16 protein-coding genes are annotated in these 20,598 nt (G+C 45.1%); 11 read left to right on the top strand and 5 right to left on the bottom strand.

Annotated elements, in window-relative coordinates:
• Positions 1 to 372 precede the first annotated feature (372 nt).
• Positions 373 to 582 carry a hypothetical protein gene (locus MD588_RS25525; RefSeq protein ID WP_265700761.1) on the top strand — a complete coding sequence of 70 codons (210 nt, stop codon included), beginning with the start codon at positions 373 to 375 and terminating at the stop codon, positions 580 to 582.
• A gap of 440 nt (positions 583 to 1,022) precedes the next feature.
• Here MD588_RS25525 and MD588_RS25530 read toward each other — a convergent pair whose 3' ends face one another.
• Entirely contained in the window at positions 1,023 to 1,658 is a 636-nt protein-coding gene (locus MD588_RS25530; protein ID WP_265700762.1) for an alternative oxidase, read from the bottom strand.
• A gap of 255 nt (positions 1,659 to 1,913) precedes the next feature.
• Positions 1,914 to 2,690, bottom strand: a complete 777-nt coding sequence (gene deoC, locus MD588_RS25535; protein WP_265700763.1) for a deoxyribose-phosphate aldolase — start codon at positions 2,688 to 2,690, stop codon at positions 1,914 to 1,916.
• Between the two features lie 262 nt (positions 2,691 to 2,952).
• Here deoC and MD588_RS25540 point away from each other — a divergent pair, with 262 nt between their 5' ends.
• The 7 genes from MD588_RS25540 (at position 2,953) to MD588_RS25570 (ending at position 11,773) form a co-directional block, all read left to right on the top strand.
• Complete coding sequence (locus tag MD588_RS25540; protein WP_265700764.1) at positions 2,953 to 4,419, top strand: aminotransferase-like domain-containing protein; 1,467 nt, start codon at positions 2,953 to 2,955, stop codon at positions 4,417 to 4,419.
• A gap of 632 nt (positions 4,420 to 5,051) precedes the next feature.
• Positions 5,052 to 5,960 (top strand): LysR family transcriptional regulator, encoded by a 909-nt coding sequence (locus MD588_RS25545; protein WP_265700765.1) that lies wholly within the window; start codon positions 5,052 to 5,054, stop codon positions 5,958 to 5,960.
• Positions 5,961 to 6,336: 376 nt separating this feature from the next.
• On the top strand, positions 6,337 to 6,885 hold the full coding sequence (locus MD588_RS25550) for a hypothetical protein (protein ID WP_265700766.1): 549 nt from the start codon (positions 6,337 to 6,339) through the stop codon (positions 6,883 to 6,885).
• Between the two features lie 369 nt (positions 6,886 to 7,254).
• On the top strand, positions 7,255 to 7,743 hold the full coding sequence (locus MD588_RS25555; RefSeq protein WP_265700767.1) for an outer membrane beta-barrel protein: 489 nt from the start codon (positions 7,255 to 7,257) through the stop codon (positions 7,741 to 7,743).
• A 202-nt stretch (positions 7,744 to 7,945) separates the two neighbouring features.
• Positions 7,946 to 9,313: a DNA-3-methyladenine glycosylase 2 family protein gene (locus tag MD588_RS25560; protein WP_265700768.1), complete on the top strand. Its 1,368-nt coding sequence runs from the start codon at positions 7,946 to 7,948 to the stop codon at positions 9,311 to 9,313.
• Entirely contained in the window at positions 9,310 to 9,765 is a 456-nt protein-coding gene (locus MD588_RS25565) for a methylated-DNA--[protein]-cysteine S-methyltransferase (protein ID WP_265700770.1), read from the top strand. Before MD588_RS25560 ends, MD588_RS25565 begins: the two co-directional genes overlap by 4 nt.
• 451 nt (positions 9,766 to 10,216) lie before the next feature.
• Complete coding sequence (locus tag MD588_RS25570; protein ID WP_407676619.1) at positions 10,217 to 11,773, top strand: alanine/glycine:cation symporter family protein; 1,557 nt, start codon at positions 10,217 to 10,219, stop codon at positions 11,771 to 11,773.
• Between the two features lie 108 nt (positions 11,774 to 11,881).
• On the opposite strand, the gene adeD is transcribed toward MD588_RS25570, so the two are convergent.
• Together adeD and MD588_RS25580 are read right to left on the bottom strand one after the other, a co-directional pair.
• A complete protein-coding gene (adeD, locus tag MD588_RS25575) occupies positions 11,882 to 13,657 on the bottom strand; it encodes an adenine deaminase (RefSeq protein ID WP_265700771.1) in 1,776 nt (591 codons plus the stop codon).
• A gap of 14 nt (positions 13,658 to 13,671) precedes the next feature.
• Positions 13,672 to 15,075 (bottom strand): NCS2 family permease, encoded by a 1,404-nt coding sequence (locus MD588_RS25580; RefSeq protein WP_265700772.1) that lies wholly within the window; start codon positions 15,073 to 15,075, stop codon positions 13,672 to 13,674.
• A 433-nt stretch (positions 15,076 to 15,508) separates the two neighbouring features.
• On the opposite strand from MD588_RS25580, the gene MD588_RS25585 reads away from it, so the two are divergent.
• The 3 genes from MD588_RS25585 (at position 15,509) to MD588_RS25595 (ending at position 19,702) form a co-directional block, all read left to right on the top strand.
• Positions 15,509 to 16,153 (top strand): TetR/AcrR family transcriptional regulator, encoded by a 645-nt coding sequence (locus tag MD588_RS25585; RefSeq protein WP_265700773.1) that lies wholly within the window; start codon positions 15,509 to 15,511, stop codon positions 16,151 to 16,153.
• A gap of 22 nt (positions 16,154 to 16,175) precedes the next feature.
• Positions 16,176 to 17,549 (top strand): SLC13 family permease, encoded by a 1,374-nt coding sequence (locus MD588_RS25590; protein WP_265700774.1) that lies wholly within the window; start codon positions 16,176 to 16,178, stop codon positions 17,547 to 17,549.
• A gap of 260 nt (positions 17,550 to 17,809) precedes the next feature.
• Positions 17,810 to 19,702: a nuclear transport factor 2 family protein gene (locus tag MD588_RS25595; RefSeq protein WP_265700775.1), complete on the top strand. Its 1,893-nt coding sequence runs from the start codon at positions 17,810 to 17,812 to the stop codon at positions 19,700 to 19,702.
• Positions 19,703 to 20,405: 703 nt separating this feature from the next.
• On the opposite strand, the gene MD588_RS25600 is transcribed toward MD588_RS25595, so the two are convergent.
• Positions 20,406 to 20,598: SDR family oxidoreductase (locus MD588_RS25600; protein WP_265700776.1), on the bottom strand; the 193-nt coding region annotated here is incomplete at its 5' end.

Below are 20,598 nucleotides of genomic sequence, written 5' to 3' on the forward strand. Positions count from 1 at the left end.
GTTAAACTCAGTCGGTGTTAACCTCGTATAAAAAACTGGTACCGGAGGGGCCACATATCAGATTATTTCGTGGTCCGCTTCAAAATGTGATTACACTGATATATCTCTTTATTTACATTATTCCTTAATATTCTGAAACGGCTCTTCTGTATCCCAAACAAGATGGTATTGACTGTACCTGAAATAACGATAACCATGTTCTGAAGCTGATGGTTTAGGGCTGGAAATAGAAGTAAATTGATTTAGTGATTGTTGTAACATTATAAAACTAAAATTTAGCTGTTATAAATATTATGATCTTATCTGTTATATATCAAAATGTTGATATTGTGTTTTAATGTTTTTGTCTTAAAACACAAAAAGTAGGTTGATATGAAGAACAGAAAAGTTAGCAATGAAGTTCAATTTCTCGTTGTATCAGTAATATGCGCTGCAGTGTTGGTATTTGGACATCTTATTTTGACTAAAAGCCTGTCTGATCAAGTTTGGGTTGAATATACTGCGGCAGCAATTCCTTTTGTATTATTAGTGGTTGGTGTTTTTTCAATACGTTTTGCTATAGCAAGTGAACGCCAAAAATAGTATTTGTTGTGACCATAATTTAATTCGTAAAAGTGCTGTGTGATTTAATTTAAGCTGCCATAAATCTTGCTTACAGAACACTGATGGCAGTTTAAACTTCAATATTTCTCCGGACTATCCTTACCAAGACCATATCGATGCCATCATTATTGATATTTTTTAAGTTCTTGCCTTTCTTAACGTATTGTCTTAACTGCCTATTGGAATGGAGGAGGTAGGAGTGGCTGGATTATGAAAGGTGGATATTAAATTATTTGCCTGTTGCTCTGTGTGGTCAGGCATAAAGCCTTCCTACGAATAAAATGCTAAGTTGAAAATCAAAAAGCGGTTGGTGGTTATAATGTGTTTGGTGTACTACACAATAACCTATCCAACCGTTTTTTGTCTCTGCTTCCTGCAAGTGTGTGAAGAACTATTTTTTAGTAAGGAATGAAGAATAATTAATGTTGATGAGCTGGTAAATTATGGTTTTCATACGCATCGGCAAATGAATGGTTTCGATCGCGATGTTTGGCTTCATCGTCGCGAATTTTTATTATTACCTCTCGCAACATAGCATCTGATGGTAACTGATAATAGTCGATAGCAATTTTCGGGGCGGCTACGTTTTCTACTTCACCCGCGTCAATTTTGCTCAGGTATTCCGTGTAGCTTTTACAGGCTTCTTCTTCAAAATAGCCCACTACGCGATGCGCAATCTTAGAGGAGAGCACATAAATCAAGCTATACACCATAATGAAAGCACCTTGACCGAGCAGGACTAAGGCTCGTTCGACCCAGCTAGGTTTGGCAATATCCAAGAATATCATCAGATGCATTCTCTCGTTCTCAGCCTCACCCAGTAATTCACGGATCCATCCTTCATCATCTTTCATCCGACGTAAGGCTTTTAGATGATTAAACATGCCTGCCACCATCCCTGGTACTGCAGCAATGGTTTCCAAAATCACGGCACGTTTCGCGTATTTTGTTCCATAGAATATATTTAAAAGATATTTGAGACACTGCGTTATTTTATACGCAATGTGCTCAGAAAACTTGGAGGCGGTTTTGTGTTTCAATTTAAAATCTGACATGCTGAACCTTTACTGTCTTTAAGTGGTAGTGATTTCAATGCGTTGATTAAATCGTAATATGTTATTAACTCAGCCGACAAATGACTGGCTACAAGTGATATAAACGAATGCATTAGTTAGCAAATATCTTAATTAACGGATTGACATCACTACCTTATTTTTCACTAAATCATATTCAGCTATTCAATACGTTTCTATTGCCGTTTCTAGAATAGGTAAATACGATGGCAATCAATGTCGCCACAAGAGATACGATTAGTAACCGCTCTTAGCTACTTCCTTACATTCACCCAGCGTATTAAGTAGATTTGTTAGTAAGCTAGACGCACCAAAACGGTAGTGCATGCTGTCATCAGCCCACTCGGCACCAAAAATATTATCAACCATATCCAAGTATTTTTTCGCGTCTTCAGCAGTTTGTACGCCACCAGATGCTTTGAAGCCAACTGTTTGTTCAACACCCATCTCTTTGATAACGGACAGCATCGCTTCGGCAGCTTCCGGGGTGGCATTAACAGGCACTTTACCTGTGGAGGTTTTGATGATGTCAGCCCCTGCCTTGATTGAAATCTCAGACGCTTTTTTGATCAGCGCATTAGTTTTCAGCTCACCAGATTCAATGATGACTTTTAAAGGGGTATCACCGCAGGCTGCTTTACATTGTTTAACCATTTCAAAGCCCACTTCTTCGTTTCCGGCCATTAGGGCACGGTACGGGAATGTGACATCTACCTCATCAGCACCGTACATAAGTGCTGCTTTAGTTTCGGCAACGGCAATGTCGATATCGTCGTTCCCGTGAGGGAAGTTCGTGACAGTGACAACACGAATGTCTGGCGTACCTTGTAAACGTAATTGTTTTTTGGCAACTGGAATAAAGCGCGGATAGATACACACCGCTGTCGTATTACCTACAGCTGTTTTGGCGTTCTTACACAGCTCGATGATTTTTTCATCCGTGTCATCATCGTTTAAAGTAGTAAGATCCATTAATTTAAGTGCACGTAGTGCTGCAGTTTTTAAATCGCTCATAAGATATTTCCTGTTGAGTTATTTCTATCAAATTTCAAACGCTTGATGCTTATTTGTCGCCATGTGGCTAATTGCACTCTTACAGTTGGTGCCCGGTTAATACGCTATTCAAGGCTTGAAATGATCTTTGGCTAAAATTGAAAGTGGGGTGATTATAAGAACAGACTGCGATCTATAATAGATACAGAAATTGTGATTTTATGTATAACAGATGAGTGTGTGTGCTATAGTGCAGGGGGAACACCATAGAGGCGTTTTTTCGTTGGCAAAATATGACCAGCTCGTAGAGCAAATTCGTAATCAAATTCAAAATGAAATTTGGGGAGTGGGAGATAAGCTCCCTTCGTTGCGAAAACAGACTGAAATCTCAGGCATGAGTCTAATGACGGTGCTGCATGCTTATCAGGTACTCGAAAGCCAAGGGTGGATCGTTTCTCATGCCCGGTCAGGGTATTTTGTGGCACCAAAAATCCAATATTCGAGTCCGAAAAGTTCAGATGTGACGGTTCAAACAACTGAAGCTATTGATATTAACGATTTTATTTTTGATGTTTTGCAAGCGAGTCGGACGCCGCATATCGTTGAATTTGGATCCGTTTATCCCGATCCCAAGTTGTATCCCCGACATCAAGTGAATAAATCGCTTATGACCGCGGCGCGTACTATGCCAACATCGAGTGCGTTGGATAATCTGCCTCCAGGAAATAAAGAGTTACGCCAGCTCATAGCCAAACGCTACGCGGCACAAGGGATAAGTGTGAATCCAGAAGAGATCGTGATCACTGCTGGTGCGCTCGAGGCTTTGAATTTGAGTCTTCAAGCCGTGACACAAGCTGGTGACTGGGTTGTGGTTGAGTCACCTACTTTTTACGGAGCATTACAATCTCTGCAAAGACTGAATTTACGTGCGCTATCAGTCAGAACTCATCCAAGAGATGGGATTGATCTTGATTCACTTGAAAAAGCGTTGCAATCTCACCCGGTAAAAGCGTGTTGGTTGATGACAAATCACCAAAACCCTTTGGGTTGTACTTTGCCGAATGAAAAGAAGAAGCGTTTGATTGAGTTACTGGCAGAGTACAATGTCTACCTGATTGAAGATGATGTCTATAGTGAGCTGTATTATGGTGGTAAAAAGCCATTACCAGCAAAAGCATTTGATCAGCAAGGTATGACGATGCATTGCTCATCTTTTTCTAAAACTCTGGTGGCAGGTTTTCGAATTGGTTGGGTGGCAGCAGGGAAAATGACACTGCCTATCCAAAAACTTCAATTGATGAGCACATTGTCTGCCAGCGCACCTATTCAACTGGCTCTTGCTAAATATCTATCTACTCGCAATTATGAAAACCATTTACGTCAATTGCGAAGGAAACTGGAACAGCGTAAATTCGCAACCTGGCAGATGCTACGTGCTCATTTCCCTTCTCATGTAAGTGTAAATTACTCAGAAGGTGGTTATTTTTTATGGGTTGAGTTACCGGAACATCTGGATGCGACAGAGCTATACCAACGAGCCTTAAAAGAAAATATTAGTATTGCGCCTGGAAAAATGTTTTCCGTGAGTAAACAGTTTAATCATTGTTTTCGGTTAAATTCGTCATTTGAATGCTCGGGGTCGGAAGAAAGAGCGATAAAACGGTTAGCCGAGTTAATCCAGAATATGTTGGATGAACAAGGTGAACTTCAACGCTCCATAGTCCCAAATAATATCGATAGTGATTTATGAACATCTGACGGGTAAGTGCCATATTCACTTACTTCATGCTTGTTCAAAAATGAGTTACAGATAGACTCATTTCCATGTAAGAAACTGTCTTACTCCTAGAAAACCTCAGGTTGGGTTACTTGATAAAAAGACATCATATGGTCTTATTTTGGGACGCCTTATGCTTTTAGTGTCAATTGCCCCACCTGCTGTACAGGCTGTCAGTAATAATCACGCATTGTTACAGCGCAATTAGGTACGAGTCAAAGCCTCCGTTAATTGGGGGATTTGTTTTTGAATATCTTCTGCTTACTTATCATTAGAGGCTTAGGGTGACCGCTCTAAGCCGGATTTGCTCAGCTTCTATTCATTAGTACTCTGTTCATTCCTATTTGCCATACGTAAACTAATGTGATGATAGCTGTATTTATACATATTCCTCTGTCAGTTTCACAAATGATTGGCACGATGAATTGGGTAGGATAATAAGTTTGGCTAACAAAGCTGTAAATTGAACAAAGTAATTTCGGACTTGAAGGGAAAATGTATAATACTCTAGAAATATCATAAGTTGACTAAGCTTAATCTCTGATAATTAACGGCTTTTAATATAGCTATAATTACAGTGTAATAAAATAGAAGATCATATACTGATGAAATACGAAAATATGAAGCTTTTCCATATGGTTGTTGATAAGGGAGGCATTACTGCTGCAGCTGATTTTACTGGTCTTCCTAAATCGACCGTTAGTCGAAGAATAAAAGATTTGGAAGATATACTCGGGACAAAATTGCTTAACCGTAGTAGTCGCCGTTTTCAACTGACATCAACTGGTGAGGTTTTTTATACTCGTAGTAAAGATATACTGAAAGATTTCGAGGCTTTGGAAAAAGATATTACCCATAACCAGAATCTTGCTGAGGGAAAAATCACAATTCTAAGCCTTTCACCTTTAATTCAATGCTTTAGCAAAAACATAAAACAGTTTTATGACCAATATCCTAAAATTGAATTGGAGATATATGCTCAAGATGTAGTGGAGCGAAATATACCCAAGCGCCGTTTTGATTTAGTCTTGCAGTTGGATCAGCCAGAAGACAGCAATCTGATCGGCAAGAAAGTCTCGACTATTACCGCCGACTACTATGCCACTCCAGACTATCTTGCTCAGTTTGGCTCCCCCAACACTCCTGAAGAATTGATTAGACATCGCATTATTTTTCGAGGGCTGAAAGAGGCTGGCGCTGTACGCTGGCCTTTTCAGAATCCGACGCGCTATCTGGATCTTTCAGCGGCACATACCACTATTGTCGACTCGCCTGAAATTGCTTTAACATTTGCTCTTCAAGGTTTGGGTATTGCCCTGCTGCCGGATCTGCAGGCAGCACCTGAAGTGAAAAAGGGACGGTTGGTGCCTTTGTTTGATAAGGAGCATAGGTACAGTTTGCCAATTTATGTCCTATATCAGGCCCGTGACTATATTCCATTTCGGCTTCGGTTGCTGATTGATTTTATTACCGACAATTTTCAGGACGCACTTGACCAAGCTTCCGCGGGGTAAGTACCAAAATCCGGGACTTATGATCCCGGTTACTTGTGTTTAATATCGTAAAAACTTGAATATCTATCCAGATCTTACGTTATCTCAGAATTACTGAAAGCCTATTGAAGACTTGATTTGCAGAGCATGTATGAATCTATCTCAATAGTAGTTTTAATTCAGATATGTCTTGATCGTTCCAATAAATGGGACTTAAAGTCCAGACCAACTTTGTTGTCAATGTGAGTCGAATGAATAAAATATTAGTCATGTGAATAAAGGTAATATTTGTTTGCTCATAATTCACATATGACTTTAATCTTTTTATTTTTTAATCTTTGCGTCGTTTATTCTGCAAAGAACAAAACTTGTATTGCAAATACACTGGAGTTACAAAGTGGATTTATTTCATATATTTCAAGGTAGCGAAGCACTCTCTGCAACAGCAGCAATCATGGCCTTCTATTTAGTTGCAATAGCGATAGGGGGGCTACTCTATAAATTTGGAATGTTTCGTGATATTCATGACCTACCTACTAAAATGAAGCGTATAGGTCGAACTCTTGCAATCCTTGCTGGCTTGACGTTGATGCTGAGCGGACTTGGCAAAGTAATTGGGCTGGCTCCAATGGTTGCAAAGTTCACTCAATTCGGCATGATTCACATGTTTAAATTTACCGGTTGTACTGAGATCATCACCGGACTATTGATTATTTTTCCACGTACTTACAAAATTGGTCTTCTAATGGGCATTTCACTTGTTGGTGGTGCAATCGCTACTCACCTTCCAACGTATTCAGATGGAGTCGCGTGGGCTATCCCATCTGGATCAGTTATGGTTATCTTATGGGCATCGGCATTCTTTTACACACCAGAAGCATATCCTGAATGGTTCACTAAATTGGTAAAAAATTTCATTTTACCTAAGACTTTACAGTCCCAATAAATTACTGAAATCCATCATGTTGCGTATGGTGCTGTTAATGCTATTTTGCGCTACATCTCCGAATCTTTTTACTGAGCGTAATACAGAAAAAGGTTAGCCATTGTACTGTTTGATTCGGTTTGCGAACATTATGTTTAATCGGAGCTGAACAAGTGTGAATTTTTCATATTGTAGCAATGAGATGGTCTTTGTTATTCAGTAAAGCTTCAGTAATTAAAGCTATGATAATGGCTAACGGTTTCATGCCAAACCGCTGCTTAATTCTATTTTCATACCGAGCTGGATGCTCGGTTTTTTTTTGTAAAAACGCCTAAGCGACCTTTAAAACTCGGTGCGCTAATTGCTGACGTAATTAAAATAGAGGGAAAAATGAAAAAGACACTTTTTGCGCTGTTGCTAACGGGGATCAGTACTACTGCAGTGGCGGATTCATGGCTGTATGGTGGTGCATCGGTAGGTCAGTCAGATATCGGTGACGATGATACTACCTCTTACAGTGTGCATGTTGGGACAGGAATCCTACCTTTTATTGGTGTTGAAGTTGGATATAACGACTTTGGAGAATTTGCAGTTAGCAACACTACAGTTGATGCTACCAGTGTATATTTGGCTGCCAAACCAAGCCTAAATTTTGGCTCCCTACAAGTCTATGGAAAAATGGGGATGCATTCCTGGGAGCTGACTTCGGATAACACCAGCCTTTACGGGAACGATGACGACTACGACTTGATGTGGGGAGTGGGCGCAGACTATCAGGTTTTTGGACCTTTAGCGTTAGGTGCTCAATACATGAGTTATGCTCTCGGGGATGAAGATATTAATGTGGTATCTCTAACTGCTACATTTCACTTTCTTTAGCCTTTGAGCCAAAATCTGCTAAGTGTATATTTTGCTAACTATTGCTGATTTCTCAGAAACAGTTTATTGATAAACTGGAGTATGCTGATGTTTTATTGCACGCATCAGTATAACTAGGATTCAGTGCCGATTCTGGCTAGTTTTGCTCTCGAAAGTCTTTAGACTTAACAGAAGATAAGTAATCGAGAGTAAAGTCATGGAGATGACCCCGACACAATGCCAGCAGGCCAGATTAGCAAGAGATCTCCGCTATGACGGCTTGTTTTTTACCGCAGTGAAAACCACCGGCATATACTGTCGTTCGATATGTCCGGCACCGGCGCCGAAAGAAGAGAATGTCGAGTATTTCCCGAGCGCCATTGCCGCAGCCAATGCTGGCTACCGGCCTTGCTTGCGCTGCCGTCCCGACAGTGCGCCGGGCTCTCCGGCATGGTTGGGGAAAAATGCCACCTTGAACCGGGCACTGAGGCTAATTGATGAAGGGGCGTTATCGGAGCAACCTCTCACTCACCTCGCCGACAGGCTGGGTATTACCGAGCGCTATCTTCGCCAGTTATTTGTGGATGAGGTTGGTTTGTCTCCCAAGTCCTATAGTTTGTACCAGCAATGCCTGTTAGCCAAAAAGTTGCTGCATGATACCCGTCTGCCGGTTACGGATGTGGCAATGGCATGTGGTTTCAACAGTATTCGTCGCTTCAATGACTGCTTCAAACAGCAGTTTTCCCTAACACCTTCCCAAATCCGCAAGCAGGGGAGCGCGATAACCGGATCAGAAAAAGGCATCGTAATATCGCTGGCTTACCGACCCCCGTATAACTGGGAGTCCCTGCACCGTTTTTTTGCCTCGCGGCTGATCCCAAACCTGGAATGGCTTGATGAACATAGCTATGGCCGTACATTTCAATATGGTGATTGTGTTGGCCGTTTCACGGCCTATCATCTTGAAGAGAAAGCAGCATTTCGGGTCAAGATCCACCTTTCCGATCTGAGCTTTCTGCCCCGGGTAATTAAAACGATCCGCCGTTGCCTCGATCTTGATGCAGACTCAGCGCTGATTGCACAACGACTGAAACAAGCCCTGAACGGCCTATTACCAGATGAAGGGATTCGCCTGCCGGGGATCTGGAGCCCGTTTGAAGCTGGGATCAGGGCGATTCTCGGCCAGCAGGTCTCGATAAAAGCCGCGCGAAACTTGGTCGGGCAGTTTGTGGCTTTAAACCCGTATAACCAAGAAGATTATCGCTATTTCCCTGCTCCCGAGCAGGTTAGCCAGTTCGACTTGGAGCAACTTGGCATGCCGCAAAGACGACGAGAAACACTCCGGCAGTTTTCAGCCTTCGCTGAAAATAATTCACTGGATGACGAGAAAAGTCTGTTGGCCCTGCCGGGGATAGGTCCGTGGACCGTAAACTATTTGCGGATGCGAGGGCTCAGTGATCCAGATATTTTTTTGGCCGGCGATCTGGGGGTGAAAAAAGCGCTGGCAATGCTACCCGAACCGTTTGATGATACGCTGGCCGCCCCGTGGCGTAGCTATTTAACTTTGTATTTATGGAGCACTTTGTCATGAACAACCAACTTCTGCAGACGCCGATTGGCTGGTTGAATATCGTCGCAGATGAGTCAGCAGTGATGGCCATCGAATTTGATGCCGATCCAACTGCCAGCGAAGCGCCCAACGTAGTTTCAAACCAGTGTTGCCAGCAACTTGAAGCCTACTTTAATGGTGAAAGCAAAAACTTTGATGTGCCGTTGAGAATGGAGGGAACCGAGTTCCAGCGACAGGTATGGCAAGCCCTGAACCATGTGCCATACGGAGAGACCTGTTCCTATGCCGATATTGCCAACCGTATCGGGAATCCTAAAGCGGTTCGCGCGGTTGGTGCCGCCAACGGTAAGAACCCTATTCCTATTATTGTACCGTGCCATCGGGTGATTGGCAGCTCAGGGAAGTTAACCGGTTATGCTGGAGGACTGGATCTGAAAGTCTGGCTGCTGGAGCATGAAAAGCAAGGTGAATAGCGACTAATACGTTTATTGTGCCAGCTTTTGTGTACATTAATGTTTGTTAATACCATCAAATTCAACGAAGGCTCAACCATGAGGTTGGGCCTTTTTTTTGGTGATTGTTGCTGGTCTAAGCAGGCCGATTAGAGTGATAAATGTATCAAAAGGTGATTTGGTTAACGCTTTGTTAACAAGTTTGGTTTTGATCTGTATTTGCTACTTACCAATGAAAAGGTAACGCTATGGGCTGACTTTTAGTTGTTGCATTAGTTGATTATATCTTAATGATGATTATTTGTAGGATTAATGTCTACCTAGGTTGAATGCGGCTTGTTGAGAATATGTTTCCTTGTTGCTAATTTTTTTCTCCACAGGGAAATGTTGGCAATAAGTAAACACGGTGCATAATAGAGAAAGATCCTACCGTGTTCTGCCAACATAAGATAAAACACAGGTGGAACGGAATATGATATCAAAAATTAGTTGTTATCTTGCTGCAGCGTTAACCATGTTTACCTCTTCGGCTTATGCTGCGGGTGAACAAGTCGGAATTGATAAGGCCATCGATCACTTTTTTAGCGAAAACCTCGGTTGGTTCGCAAATACAATTTTTACATCGGTGCCTGTTAATGGAGCAAGTTTTCCGATCATTGTGGGCTGGTTGTTTGTCGCGGCCATTGTCTTCACGTTGTACTTCGGTTTTGTACAGTTCAAGCGCTTTGGGTTGGCGGTGAAAATCGTTAAAGGCGACTTTTCTGATCCGAACAACAGGGAGCCGGGGCAGGTATCTCATTTCCAGGCGCTGGCGACAGCACTTTCCGGTACGGTTGGGCTGGGTAATATTGCCGGTGTGGGTGCGGCACTGGCCATTGGTGGTCCGGGCGCAACATTCTGGATGATCCTGTGTGGTCTGCTGGGGATGGCCTCGAAGTTCTGTGAGTGTACCCTTGGCGTTAAGTACCGTAACGAACTACCGAATGGCGACGTATCGGGCGGTCCAATGTACTACCTGAGCAGAGGCCTGAAAGAGCGTGGCTTTGGCGGTTTGGGTAAAGGCTTGGCTGTGGGCTTTGCGGTGATGACCATCCTGGGTGCAATGGGTGGCGGTAACATGTTCCAGGGCAATCAGGCGAACGCAATGATTGTGCAGACCCTTGGCCTGCCTGATGGTTATGGTTGGGTGACCGGCCTGATTATGGCGGGTATGGTGGCATCGGTGATTATCGGCGGCATGCCATCGATTGCTCGGGTAACCGGAAAGCTGGTTCCTGCAATGGCGTTGATTTATGTCAGTATGTCTGTGATTGTTCTGGTGGCGAATGCCTCGATGATTGGCGATGCCTTTGGCCAGATCATTGACGGTGCCTTTACCGGTGCCGGTGTGGCCGGTGGTTTTGTCGGTGCTCTGATCCAGGGTATGAAACGTGCAACGTTCTCGAACGAAGCCGGTGTGGGTTCGGCGGCGATTGCTCACGCGGCAGTAAAAACCAAAGAGCCTGTGACTGAAGGTCTGGTTTCTGTTCTGGAACCGTTCATCGATACCGTAGTGATTTGTACCATGACGGCGTTGGTTATTACGATTTCGGGCATGAACAATGGTGATTTAAGCGGCGTCACACTGACTGCGGCGGCATTTACTCAAACGGCTGATATCTTCCAGTACGTTCTGGCAGTAGCGGTTGTGATGTTTGCTTTCTCTACGATGATTTCGTGGTCCTACTATGGCCTGAAAGCTTGGACCTACCTGTTCGGTGAAGGCAAGACAACCGAGTTAGTTTATAAAGTTATCTTCTGTTGCTTTGTGGTTGTCGGTGCCAGCGTTAGCTTTGGTGCGGTCATTGACTTCTCTGATGCAGCGATCTTCGCTATGTCTATCTTCAATATCATCGGCTTGTACTTCCTGATGCCGGTCGTGAAGAAAGAGTTGCACTCGTTCCTGGCGCGTGTTCAGTCGGGCGAAATCAAAGACTACAGCAAAGAAGGCGAGGCGGGATTGGCTTTCTCCAAGGAAACTGAAAACTAATATATAGACGAGACATTCTTGTCTGTAATGAGCAGGCCGGCCAATGATATTGGCTGGCCTGTTTTTTTATTTGGGCACCTTTCGCGTTATTGAAAGACAGCCCTTAAGCTAGGAGAGGACTGGGGTTTTGAGCTGAAGGTCGATCAGCTTGAACTGTTCGACATCGACCAAGCCTTTGACTGTCATCTTTAGCGCAGGGATAACGGGCAGGGCAAGGAAGCTCATTTGTACAAAGGGTTCAGCAACGTTAACCCCGATAGCTTTGGCCGCAGCCTTTAGCGCTATGATTTGCTCAGTGATCTGCTCCGAACTGTCAAGACTCATGATCCCGCCTAACGGCAACATAAGATCGGCAGTGACTTCGCCATTTTGTATGACACAGTATCCCCCTCCGGTATTCAGCAGGTGATTAACGGCCAACGCCATGCTTTGCTCATCGGCGCCGATAGCCACGATATTATGCGAGTCGTGCCCGACACTGGACGCAATTGCGCCCTGTTTGATCTCAAAGCCTTTTACCAGCCCCATTGCTGGCGGAAGCTGGTGGCCATAGCGTTCGACCACTGTCAGTTGGTTGATACCCTCCTCAGCGAAGTGGTGGCCGTCAAAGTGGCAGACGAGATGGTTGGTCAGCAGCTCGTCTTTGATTATCTCAATGACATGATAATCCCCAAGTGTCAGCGGGATCGCCAACTCATCTGCGGTTACCGCGCTATGCTGCATTGTTGTGTGCAACGGCGGTGATGAGGCCTCTAACTTGGCCTGTACCGAGTCAGCCAGTTTCAGCTCGTCGACAAATCGGCCGCCGATCACCACCCGCTGAATATCGACCTGATCCAGTGTTTTCACCAGGTTGATATCGGCTTTGTAACCCGGTGCAATCAACCCTAACCGTTGTAGCCCAAAATGCCGAGCTGCTGACCAAGATGCCACCCGGTACGCTAAATACGGCTTAATGTTATGGTGTTGGATCAGTCGTTTGACCATATAGTTGATATGGCCCTCTTTGGCTATTTCATGGGGATTACGATCGTCGGTACACAGCAAGCACTGTGGTGAACTGAAGTCGGTGATCAAGGGAGCCAGTGCATCTAAGTTTTTGGCAACTGAACCTTCGCGCATGATCACAGCCATCCCCTTGGCCAGCTTCTCTTTGCCTTCTTGGTAGTTGGTGGTTTCGTGGCAGTTTTGAATACCGCTGGCGACATAGGCCGACAATTCCAGCCCACTGAGCAACGGACAGTGACCATCAATATTCAGCTCGCTAAATGTCGTCAGTTTGTCGTGCATGGCCGGGTTGCCATTGAGCACCGCAGGGTAGTCCATGACCTCGGCCAATCCCAGAACATGTGGATGGTTGAGATAGGCCTTCATTTCATCGAGGGTGAAGTTGCTGCCGTTGATGTCCAGATCGGCCACCGCCGGAACACAGGAGCTGACCTGGACAAACATGTTTTGCAGCATCATCTCGCTGCAACGTAGGAACCACTCGATCCCTTGCTTGCCCATCACATTGACCAACTCGTGTGGATCGCAGACGATGCTGGTGGTGCCGAGCGGCAAGGTCGTGCGCTCGAATTCAAATGGCGTCATGGTAGAGGTTTCGACATGCATATGGCCGTCGATGAAGCCCGGCACGGCGATTTGGCCCTGGCAGTCCACAGTGCGCGTTGCCTGTAATACTTCGGCCTCTGGCCCAATGGCAATGATATGTCCTTGGTCAATAACAATCGGACCTGGAGTCACTTCGCCGTTGACAAGATCAAGTATCGACAGGTTGGTGAGTTTCAGGTCGGCGCTCTGTTCTCGGCGGAGTACAGCTAGCTGGTGTAATAACTGCTCCCGGCCAAGTTGCTGAGTGTGTTTGTGCATTAAGTTCGACATCGCCAGACTCCTAGTTAATGACCGTCGACAAAGACAAATTTGATAATGAATAGCAGGGCAACAATCGCGACACCCGGGTGGATCTCACGCCAGCGGTTGGTACCTGCTTTCATTACGCAGTAGGTAATAAAGCCAGTGGCAATCCCTTCGGTAATGGAAAAGCTAAATGGCATCATGACAGTGGTGATAAAGGCAGGGGCGGCTTCTGTCATGTCTGTCCAGTTCACTTTGGCGAGGCCGGAGGACATGAGAATTCCTACATAGATCAGCGCGCCAGCAACAGCATAGCCTGGCACCATGGCGGCCAGCGGCGAGAAGAAAATCACCACGATAAATAGTAAGCCAGCAACAATCGCGGTTAAGCCGGTACGGCCACCAACAGCAACACCTGCCGAGCTTTCGATATAGGCCGTCACGGTTGATGTTCCCATATAAGCACCAGCCACCGAGGTAACAGAGTCGGTCATTAAGGCTTGTTTCATGCGCGGGAAGCGGCCACGCTCGTCGGTGATCCCGCATTTTTCGGTTACCCCGATCATTGTCCCTGAGCTATCGAACAGGCTCACCAGCGCAAAGGAGAAAATAACCCCGGCAAGGGCAACATCCAAAGAGCCTGCAAGATCGAGCTGGCCAAAGGTACTTGCTATGCTTGGCGGCATCGAGATTATGCCAGTGTATTCGACATCCCCCATAAGCGCGGCAATCGAGGTGACGACCACAATCGAGATCAGCACCGCGGCATGGATACCGCGCGAGGCGAGGATCACGATGATAAAGAAGCCCAGGGCACCCAAGACGCATTGCAGCGAGCTCAAGTCACCGACAGTGATCATGGTTGCCGGACTGGCGACGACAATGCCGGCATTGCTCAAACCGACCAGTGCGATCAGCAGGCCGATCCCGCTAGGAATACCGATGCGCAGGCAGCTTGGAATGTTACTTAATATCCACGAGCGTATACCGAGCGCAGACATCAGGGTGAAGCAGACGGCTCCCCAGAAAATGGTCCCCATCCCGGTTTGCCAGCTGATGCCCATTCCGATGACGACGGAGAAGGCAAAAAAGGCGTTGAGCCCCATCGCGGGAGCCAGGGCGATAGGCAGGTTGGCGATCAGCCCCATACCAATACAGCCGAGGGCACTGATCATACAGGTCACGACAAAGACGCCGCTTGGATCCATGCCTGCAGCCGAGAGGATTTGCGGGTTAACAAATACGATATACACCATGGTCATGAAGGTGGTGATACCGGCGATGACTTCGGTCGAAAAAGTGGTGTTATGGGCAGAGAGTTTAAAGTAGTTTTCAAAGAATCCATGTTGAGATTGTGGTTCGGAGGTTGCTCCTTCTGTACCGGTAATATTTCCTTCCGGGATCTCGTTTATGGGGGCGCTGTTCTCATTGCTTGGCGTATTCATAAATGATTCCTTTTCCGTCTTCCATCTAACAGGTATGCGCCCCTAAATAGCTAGGTGTTAAGCCAGCCCTGTTGAACTTATATTCCGCAGGTGATCCATATTTTGGCTAAACCTAGAAAATGTGACTTATTTTTAGGCGCTGACGACTTATGATTTTGGTTTGCTTGTTTCATTGTTGTTTGTTTTTTGCTCAAAGATATTGTACGGATAGCGAGGATGAATAAGCGGCGACGGTGATCTCATTTCATTGGCTTTATTATTCCGCAAACCATAGCCTTTGATGAATTCGTAAATAGCCAATTTGACCTAAATCAAATTCCCTGAGGGAAAGATTGGCCAAATGGAAAAAACTTGAATTGGACATACTTTTTACAGGGTTGGTTAATGTTTAATCAATAATGAAGCCTTACTGTAGAGTGGTTAGCGAAACAAAATGAATGCTTTAGCAAAATCTCGCGGTCGTCCGAAGCAAGAAGCCGAGCAGCCTTGTAGCCAGCAGGCTATTTTGGATGTTGCTCGTAATTTGTTTATGAAGCAGTCCTACAATAAGGTTACTACCCGCCGGATAGCGCAGGAGGCTGGGGTTGATGTCGCATTAATTGGCTATTACTTTGAAAGTAAAGCCGGGCTCTACAAAGCCGTTTTCGATGATATTTACGCGCCATTCTTCGATAAGCTGAATCAGCTAAAGAAAGCCTCTTCCGATCGCAATACCATTGAAGAATTGTTCATGACGATTTTTTACCTGGATATCGAACATCCAGAATTGCTGGGAATTATTTATAAGACACTGGTACTCAATGATGGCCCGAGGCGAAGCTATATCGATAAATCGATACTCACCTACACGGACGCTTTTCATATCAAAATATTTTCCACCTTGCAGCAAAAAGGATTTATCGATCCAAATTTAGACGTGGCGCTATTGAAAGACAGCTTCAATGCATTAGTGATGATGCCTTTTTTCTTTTATCCATTAAAAAGGGAAGGCCGTTCGAAAGAAGAAACTATCGAGTATTTGGAAAGCTTATACCGGCAAAATATTCGCTTGTTTCTTTATGGTTGTGCAATTGATTAAGAACTAGCAATGAGGAAGGCGTATGACTACCTTAAGCCTCGCCATAAAAAATTGGCTGTTTGACCGTAACAGTGTCATTTTTCTTACCGATGTTGCACTGTTTGTCGTGATGCTAAACACCCTGCCATTTGAGCCTGATGTTGTTGTTGGCCTCAGTCTGCTTACCTTTATTGCCATATTGTGGCTGACAGAAGCAATTCACGTGAGTATCACCGCCGTTTTGGTTCCCCTGCTTGCCGTCGGATTGGGAATATTTGAGACTCCTCAGGCACTGGGTAATTTCGCCAATCCGATCATTTTCCTTTTTCTCGGTGGTTTTGCGCTGGCAGCTGCCATGCACCGACAGGAGCTGGATAAAGCGATCGCCGACAAGGTGTTGCTGCTGGCTCAAGGCCATATGGCCGTCGCGACTGTGATGCTGTTCGGGGTGACCGCCGTACTTTCCATGTGGATCAGCAATACGGCAACAACGGCGATGATGCTGCCGCTGGTGCTGGGCATACTGGGTAAGGTTGACGCCAAGCGTGAGCACAACACCTTCGTCTTTGTCCTGCTCGGGATCGCATACTGTGCCAGTATTGGTGGTATCGCGACTATCGTTGGCAGCCCGCCGAATGCCATTGCGGCAACGGAGGTGGGTTTGAGCTTTACCGAGTGGATGGCACTGGGATTACCGATCACTCTGGTACTTCTACCGTTGGTGGTTGGTCTGCTCTATCTGATGTTAAAGCCAAACCTGAAATATACGTTTGAAATTACCCATGAGCCTGTCAAATGGGACAATGCGAAGCTGACCACCTTGGTCATTTTCGGTATTACCGTGTTTATGTGGATTTTCAGTAAGCCCCTTAACGCTTTCCTTGGCGGCTTTAGCAAATTTGACAGCCTGGTCGCGATGACCGCTATCGTAATGTTGGGGATCGCCCGGGTGGTTGAATGGAAAGACATTGATAAAACGACTGACTGGGGCGTATTGCTGTTGTTCGGGGGCGGGATATGCCTGAGTAATGTGCTTAAGGCGACCGGTGCCAGTGTTTTCTTAGCCCATAGCCTGAGTGGACTGCTTGAACAAGCTGGGTTGTTTTTCGTGTTTTTGATTGTGGTTGCCTTTGTAGTGTTTTTGACTGAGTTTGCCAGCAACACCGCAAGCGCTGCTCTGCTGGTGCCGATATTTGCCTCTATCGCTGAGGTGCTGGGGGTATCGCCGGTGATCCTGTCGGCATTGATCGGCGTGGCGGCATCCTGTGCCTTTATGCTTCCTGTTGCAACACCTCCGAATGCCATTGTGTTTGGCTCGGGCCATATTAAACAGCGTGAAATGATGAGGGTTGGGGTGATTGTCAATATTGTTTGTATTATCACCTTAGCAACATTTGCCTGGGTATTTTGGCAGTAAGGATCGCTCAAGTGTCGCGACGAATGAAGGTGGTCGCTCAATACCTGTTCAGTGTTCTTGGACTTTCTGAGCATTATGTGTTTTACAAATGTCGGATTAAACAGCTATTCATCACCCGCATTAGAGTTTTGGCACTAATACTGATAACTTTGTCAAAATTATGTCATCAACTTCTATTGCGAAGACAGCAATAGTGTGAGAATACGCAACTTACAGCTATGTATACCATGGCTGAATATTAAGTTGCATAAGAGTAAAAAATGATAAAAAAAACAGCGTTAGGCGTGGTGATTTCATCACTATTGTTGGGTGGTTGTGGCGGTAGCGATAGCAGTTCGCATACCCCTACGGCAAAACCATTACCGACGACACCACCAAAAGTAACCACACCATCGCTTCCATCCGAAGAGGGACATTTAATCGGAACGGCAGCAACCGGAGCACCGATCACCGGTCAGCTAACCTTGCTGGCTGCAGACGGCTCGATCACTGAATATTCCGTTCAGGAGCAGGGCGCTTTTGACTTTGATTCGGTTTCTGATTTAAAAACGCCGGCGTTACTGCAAATCGTCGGTGGCTCTGGTGGTAAAGCCCATGAGCTGTACTCTATCGTGCTGAAAGAGCAGCTAGCGGCCAGAGTGGTGAATGTAACACCACTAACTCAGCTGCTGATTTCTCGCGTGACCGGTGTTTCGGCTGCGGAAGTCTTCAACTCCCCTGAGAACCATACCGCTACCCTGACTCTATCTGAGCTTGAAAAGGCCCAGGATGAGTTGAAGGACGTACTCGCTAAACTATTGGTTGCAGCAGACATAAATCCAGATTTTGATCTGCTAAGTGGTCAATTTAAGGCGAATTACAAAAACATTGATGCCGTGCTTGATTTACTCGATATCGAGTTTGGCGATAGCGAAGCAATCGTGACATATCGAGCTAACCGTAATTACCAGGTTACCCTGCCTTACGGACAGAGTTGGTCGAATCTCAACTTGCTGCCTGACAATATGCCGGTGAACGAAGCCAGCGAAGCGCTGAGTTATATTGTCACTGCCGATAGCATTCTTGAGTCGATGATTCTAGAGCAAGATCAAGACGGTTATATGGCTTATGTCCACCCTGATGCGGTTTGGTTTGGTGCAACCGGCAACGAGATCTGGAATCAAAAGCAAGCCATCATCGGTAACGAGACGAACCCTGACATGGACCGATACCGGGATCTGGCCTTGACTGAGGTGGATAGCGCTAATCATCGTTACCAGGTGACTTACACTGAACGATTTGAAAACTCAGACTTTGCCAGCGGCGGTCGTGCACATGCATGGTTTGCCAAAGACAGTAAAGACGGTAAGTATAAATTCCTGGGACAGGAAGAAGCATTGCCGGTAAATGTGTCTATGTTCGTCAAGCTTGAAGCTTATACCGGAGCAGACGATCAATTTAATCTTCGCGAGTGGCGAATGGAAATTGATGCTTTTCCAAATTATATCGACTGCGATAAATTCACAGCCCCTGAAGGTGGCTGGGGATGGAGAGGCGAAGGTGATTTCAGCTTTGTCTCAAGCTTACCAGATGCCAGCGAGCACCTTGGCTTTGACTATGTGAAGATTGAAGGCCCGGGTATTAAAACTCCGCTCAAGCTAGACAAGGTTTATAAAACAGAGCCAACCGGAGACAATGAGATAGCAGGCTGTCACCTGGTATCCAGTGAATATCACCGGAGCCCGGTTATTGAAGGCTATGGCTTAGACTTTGATTTCGAAAAGCCTGACACCAACCTAGTGCCTGATAATTCAGTTTATACACTGTCTTATTACAAAGATGGTGAAACATCACCGTACTATGAAAACAAGATCACGATTGGTAAGGGAACCAGTGCCTGGGAGGATATGTTGCCTCTGATGCCGAATAAAACCGAATTACGTTTGGGTGCCGGTGACTTTTATTATAAATGGAGCCGAGTATCTGAACTGGTAACGGATACCGATCTGTGGGTTTATAAAAAAGAAGGGCACATTGGCGCAGGACATCGTGTTGCCATCGAAGATGGTGCCAAAGAAGTCTCTCGAACAGATATGTCTGAAATCGGTGCAGTCTATCATGCGTCTTTTGACCCGTACGGTCGTGTAATCACTCGCGGATATCAGTACTTCTAATTTCTGCCATTTATTATTTATAGTCTCAAGAGCCAGTCAGTACCCCTGACTGGCTCTTTGTTTATGGTCTTTTTTATTTTATTTTTTTGGTAATGCTCAGCTATTTTTTCTCGAATAATTTAGTCAGAGCTAAGCCATAGCGCTTTTTATCAAATAAGCAATGATAGCTAAAATAATGAATCCTAATATCGTATCCATAGATTTATCCTTGATATACCTAATCTTTTAAAAATATTAGGGAGATTTGAAGTTCTCATGATGCCTATTACGGTAAACTCATAGATTAGGCATCAAAGTTGGCTTCTCAACGCCTCTTCGCTTAAACATTTTCTATTACACTCAATACCATAAATCGAACAATAAGTATGTGTTCAGATTTAACTCGAACACTCAATAATGCCCCTTTCTCATTTAGAACTTTAACTCTTTCGTATTTTGTATACGTAGACTCGCAATACCTAAGCTGATGTCGTGATACAACCACAACCCGGTTAGCTCCGCTTTTGAATCGTCAAATATCGAGTAGGTGATATGGTGTTAAGCGATTGTTTATAGTTTTTTTTACTTTTGTGGGTGTGTTGAAAGTGGTGGTGAAGAGACCTATAGCCTGACTACTTCATTTTAATCCTGTTGTCAGGCTATGAACCTTTGATTTCACGCGCATGCTTGATGCATTTCGAGATCAAAACTCACTTCTGTACGCCTATAGCAAAAAACCGCCACCGGCTTGTACGCATTGCCCGGTGATCCACCCAGCACGGTTATCAGAAAGTAATAGAACGGCGTTTGCGATGTCTTTTGGTTCACCAAGGCGACCGAGTGGGGTCTGAGAGATAACCATTCCCAGCATTTCTTCATTTGATTTAACATCGGCTGAGATATCGGTATCTGTAAGG

Source organism: Photobacterium obscurum (assembly GCF_026191635.1).
In the GTDB taxonomy this organism is placed as follows: domain Bacteria; phylum Pseudomonadota; class Gammaproteobacteria; order Enterobacterales; family Vibrionaceae; genus Photobacterium; species Photobacterium obscurum.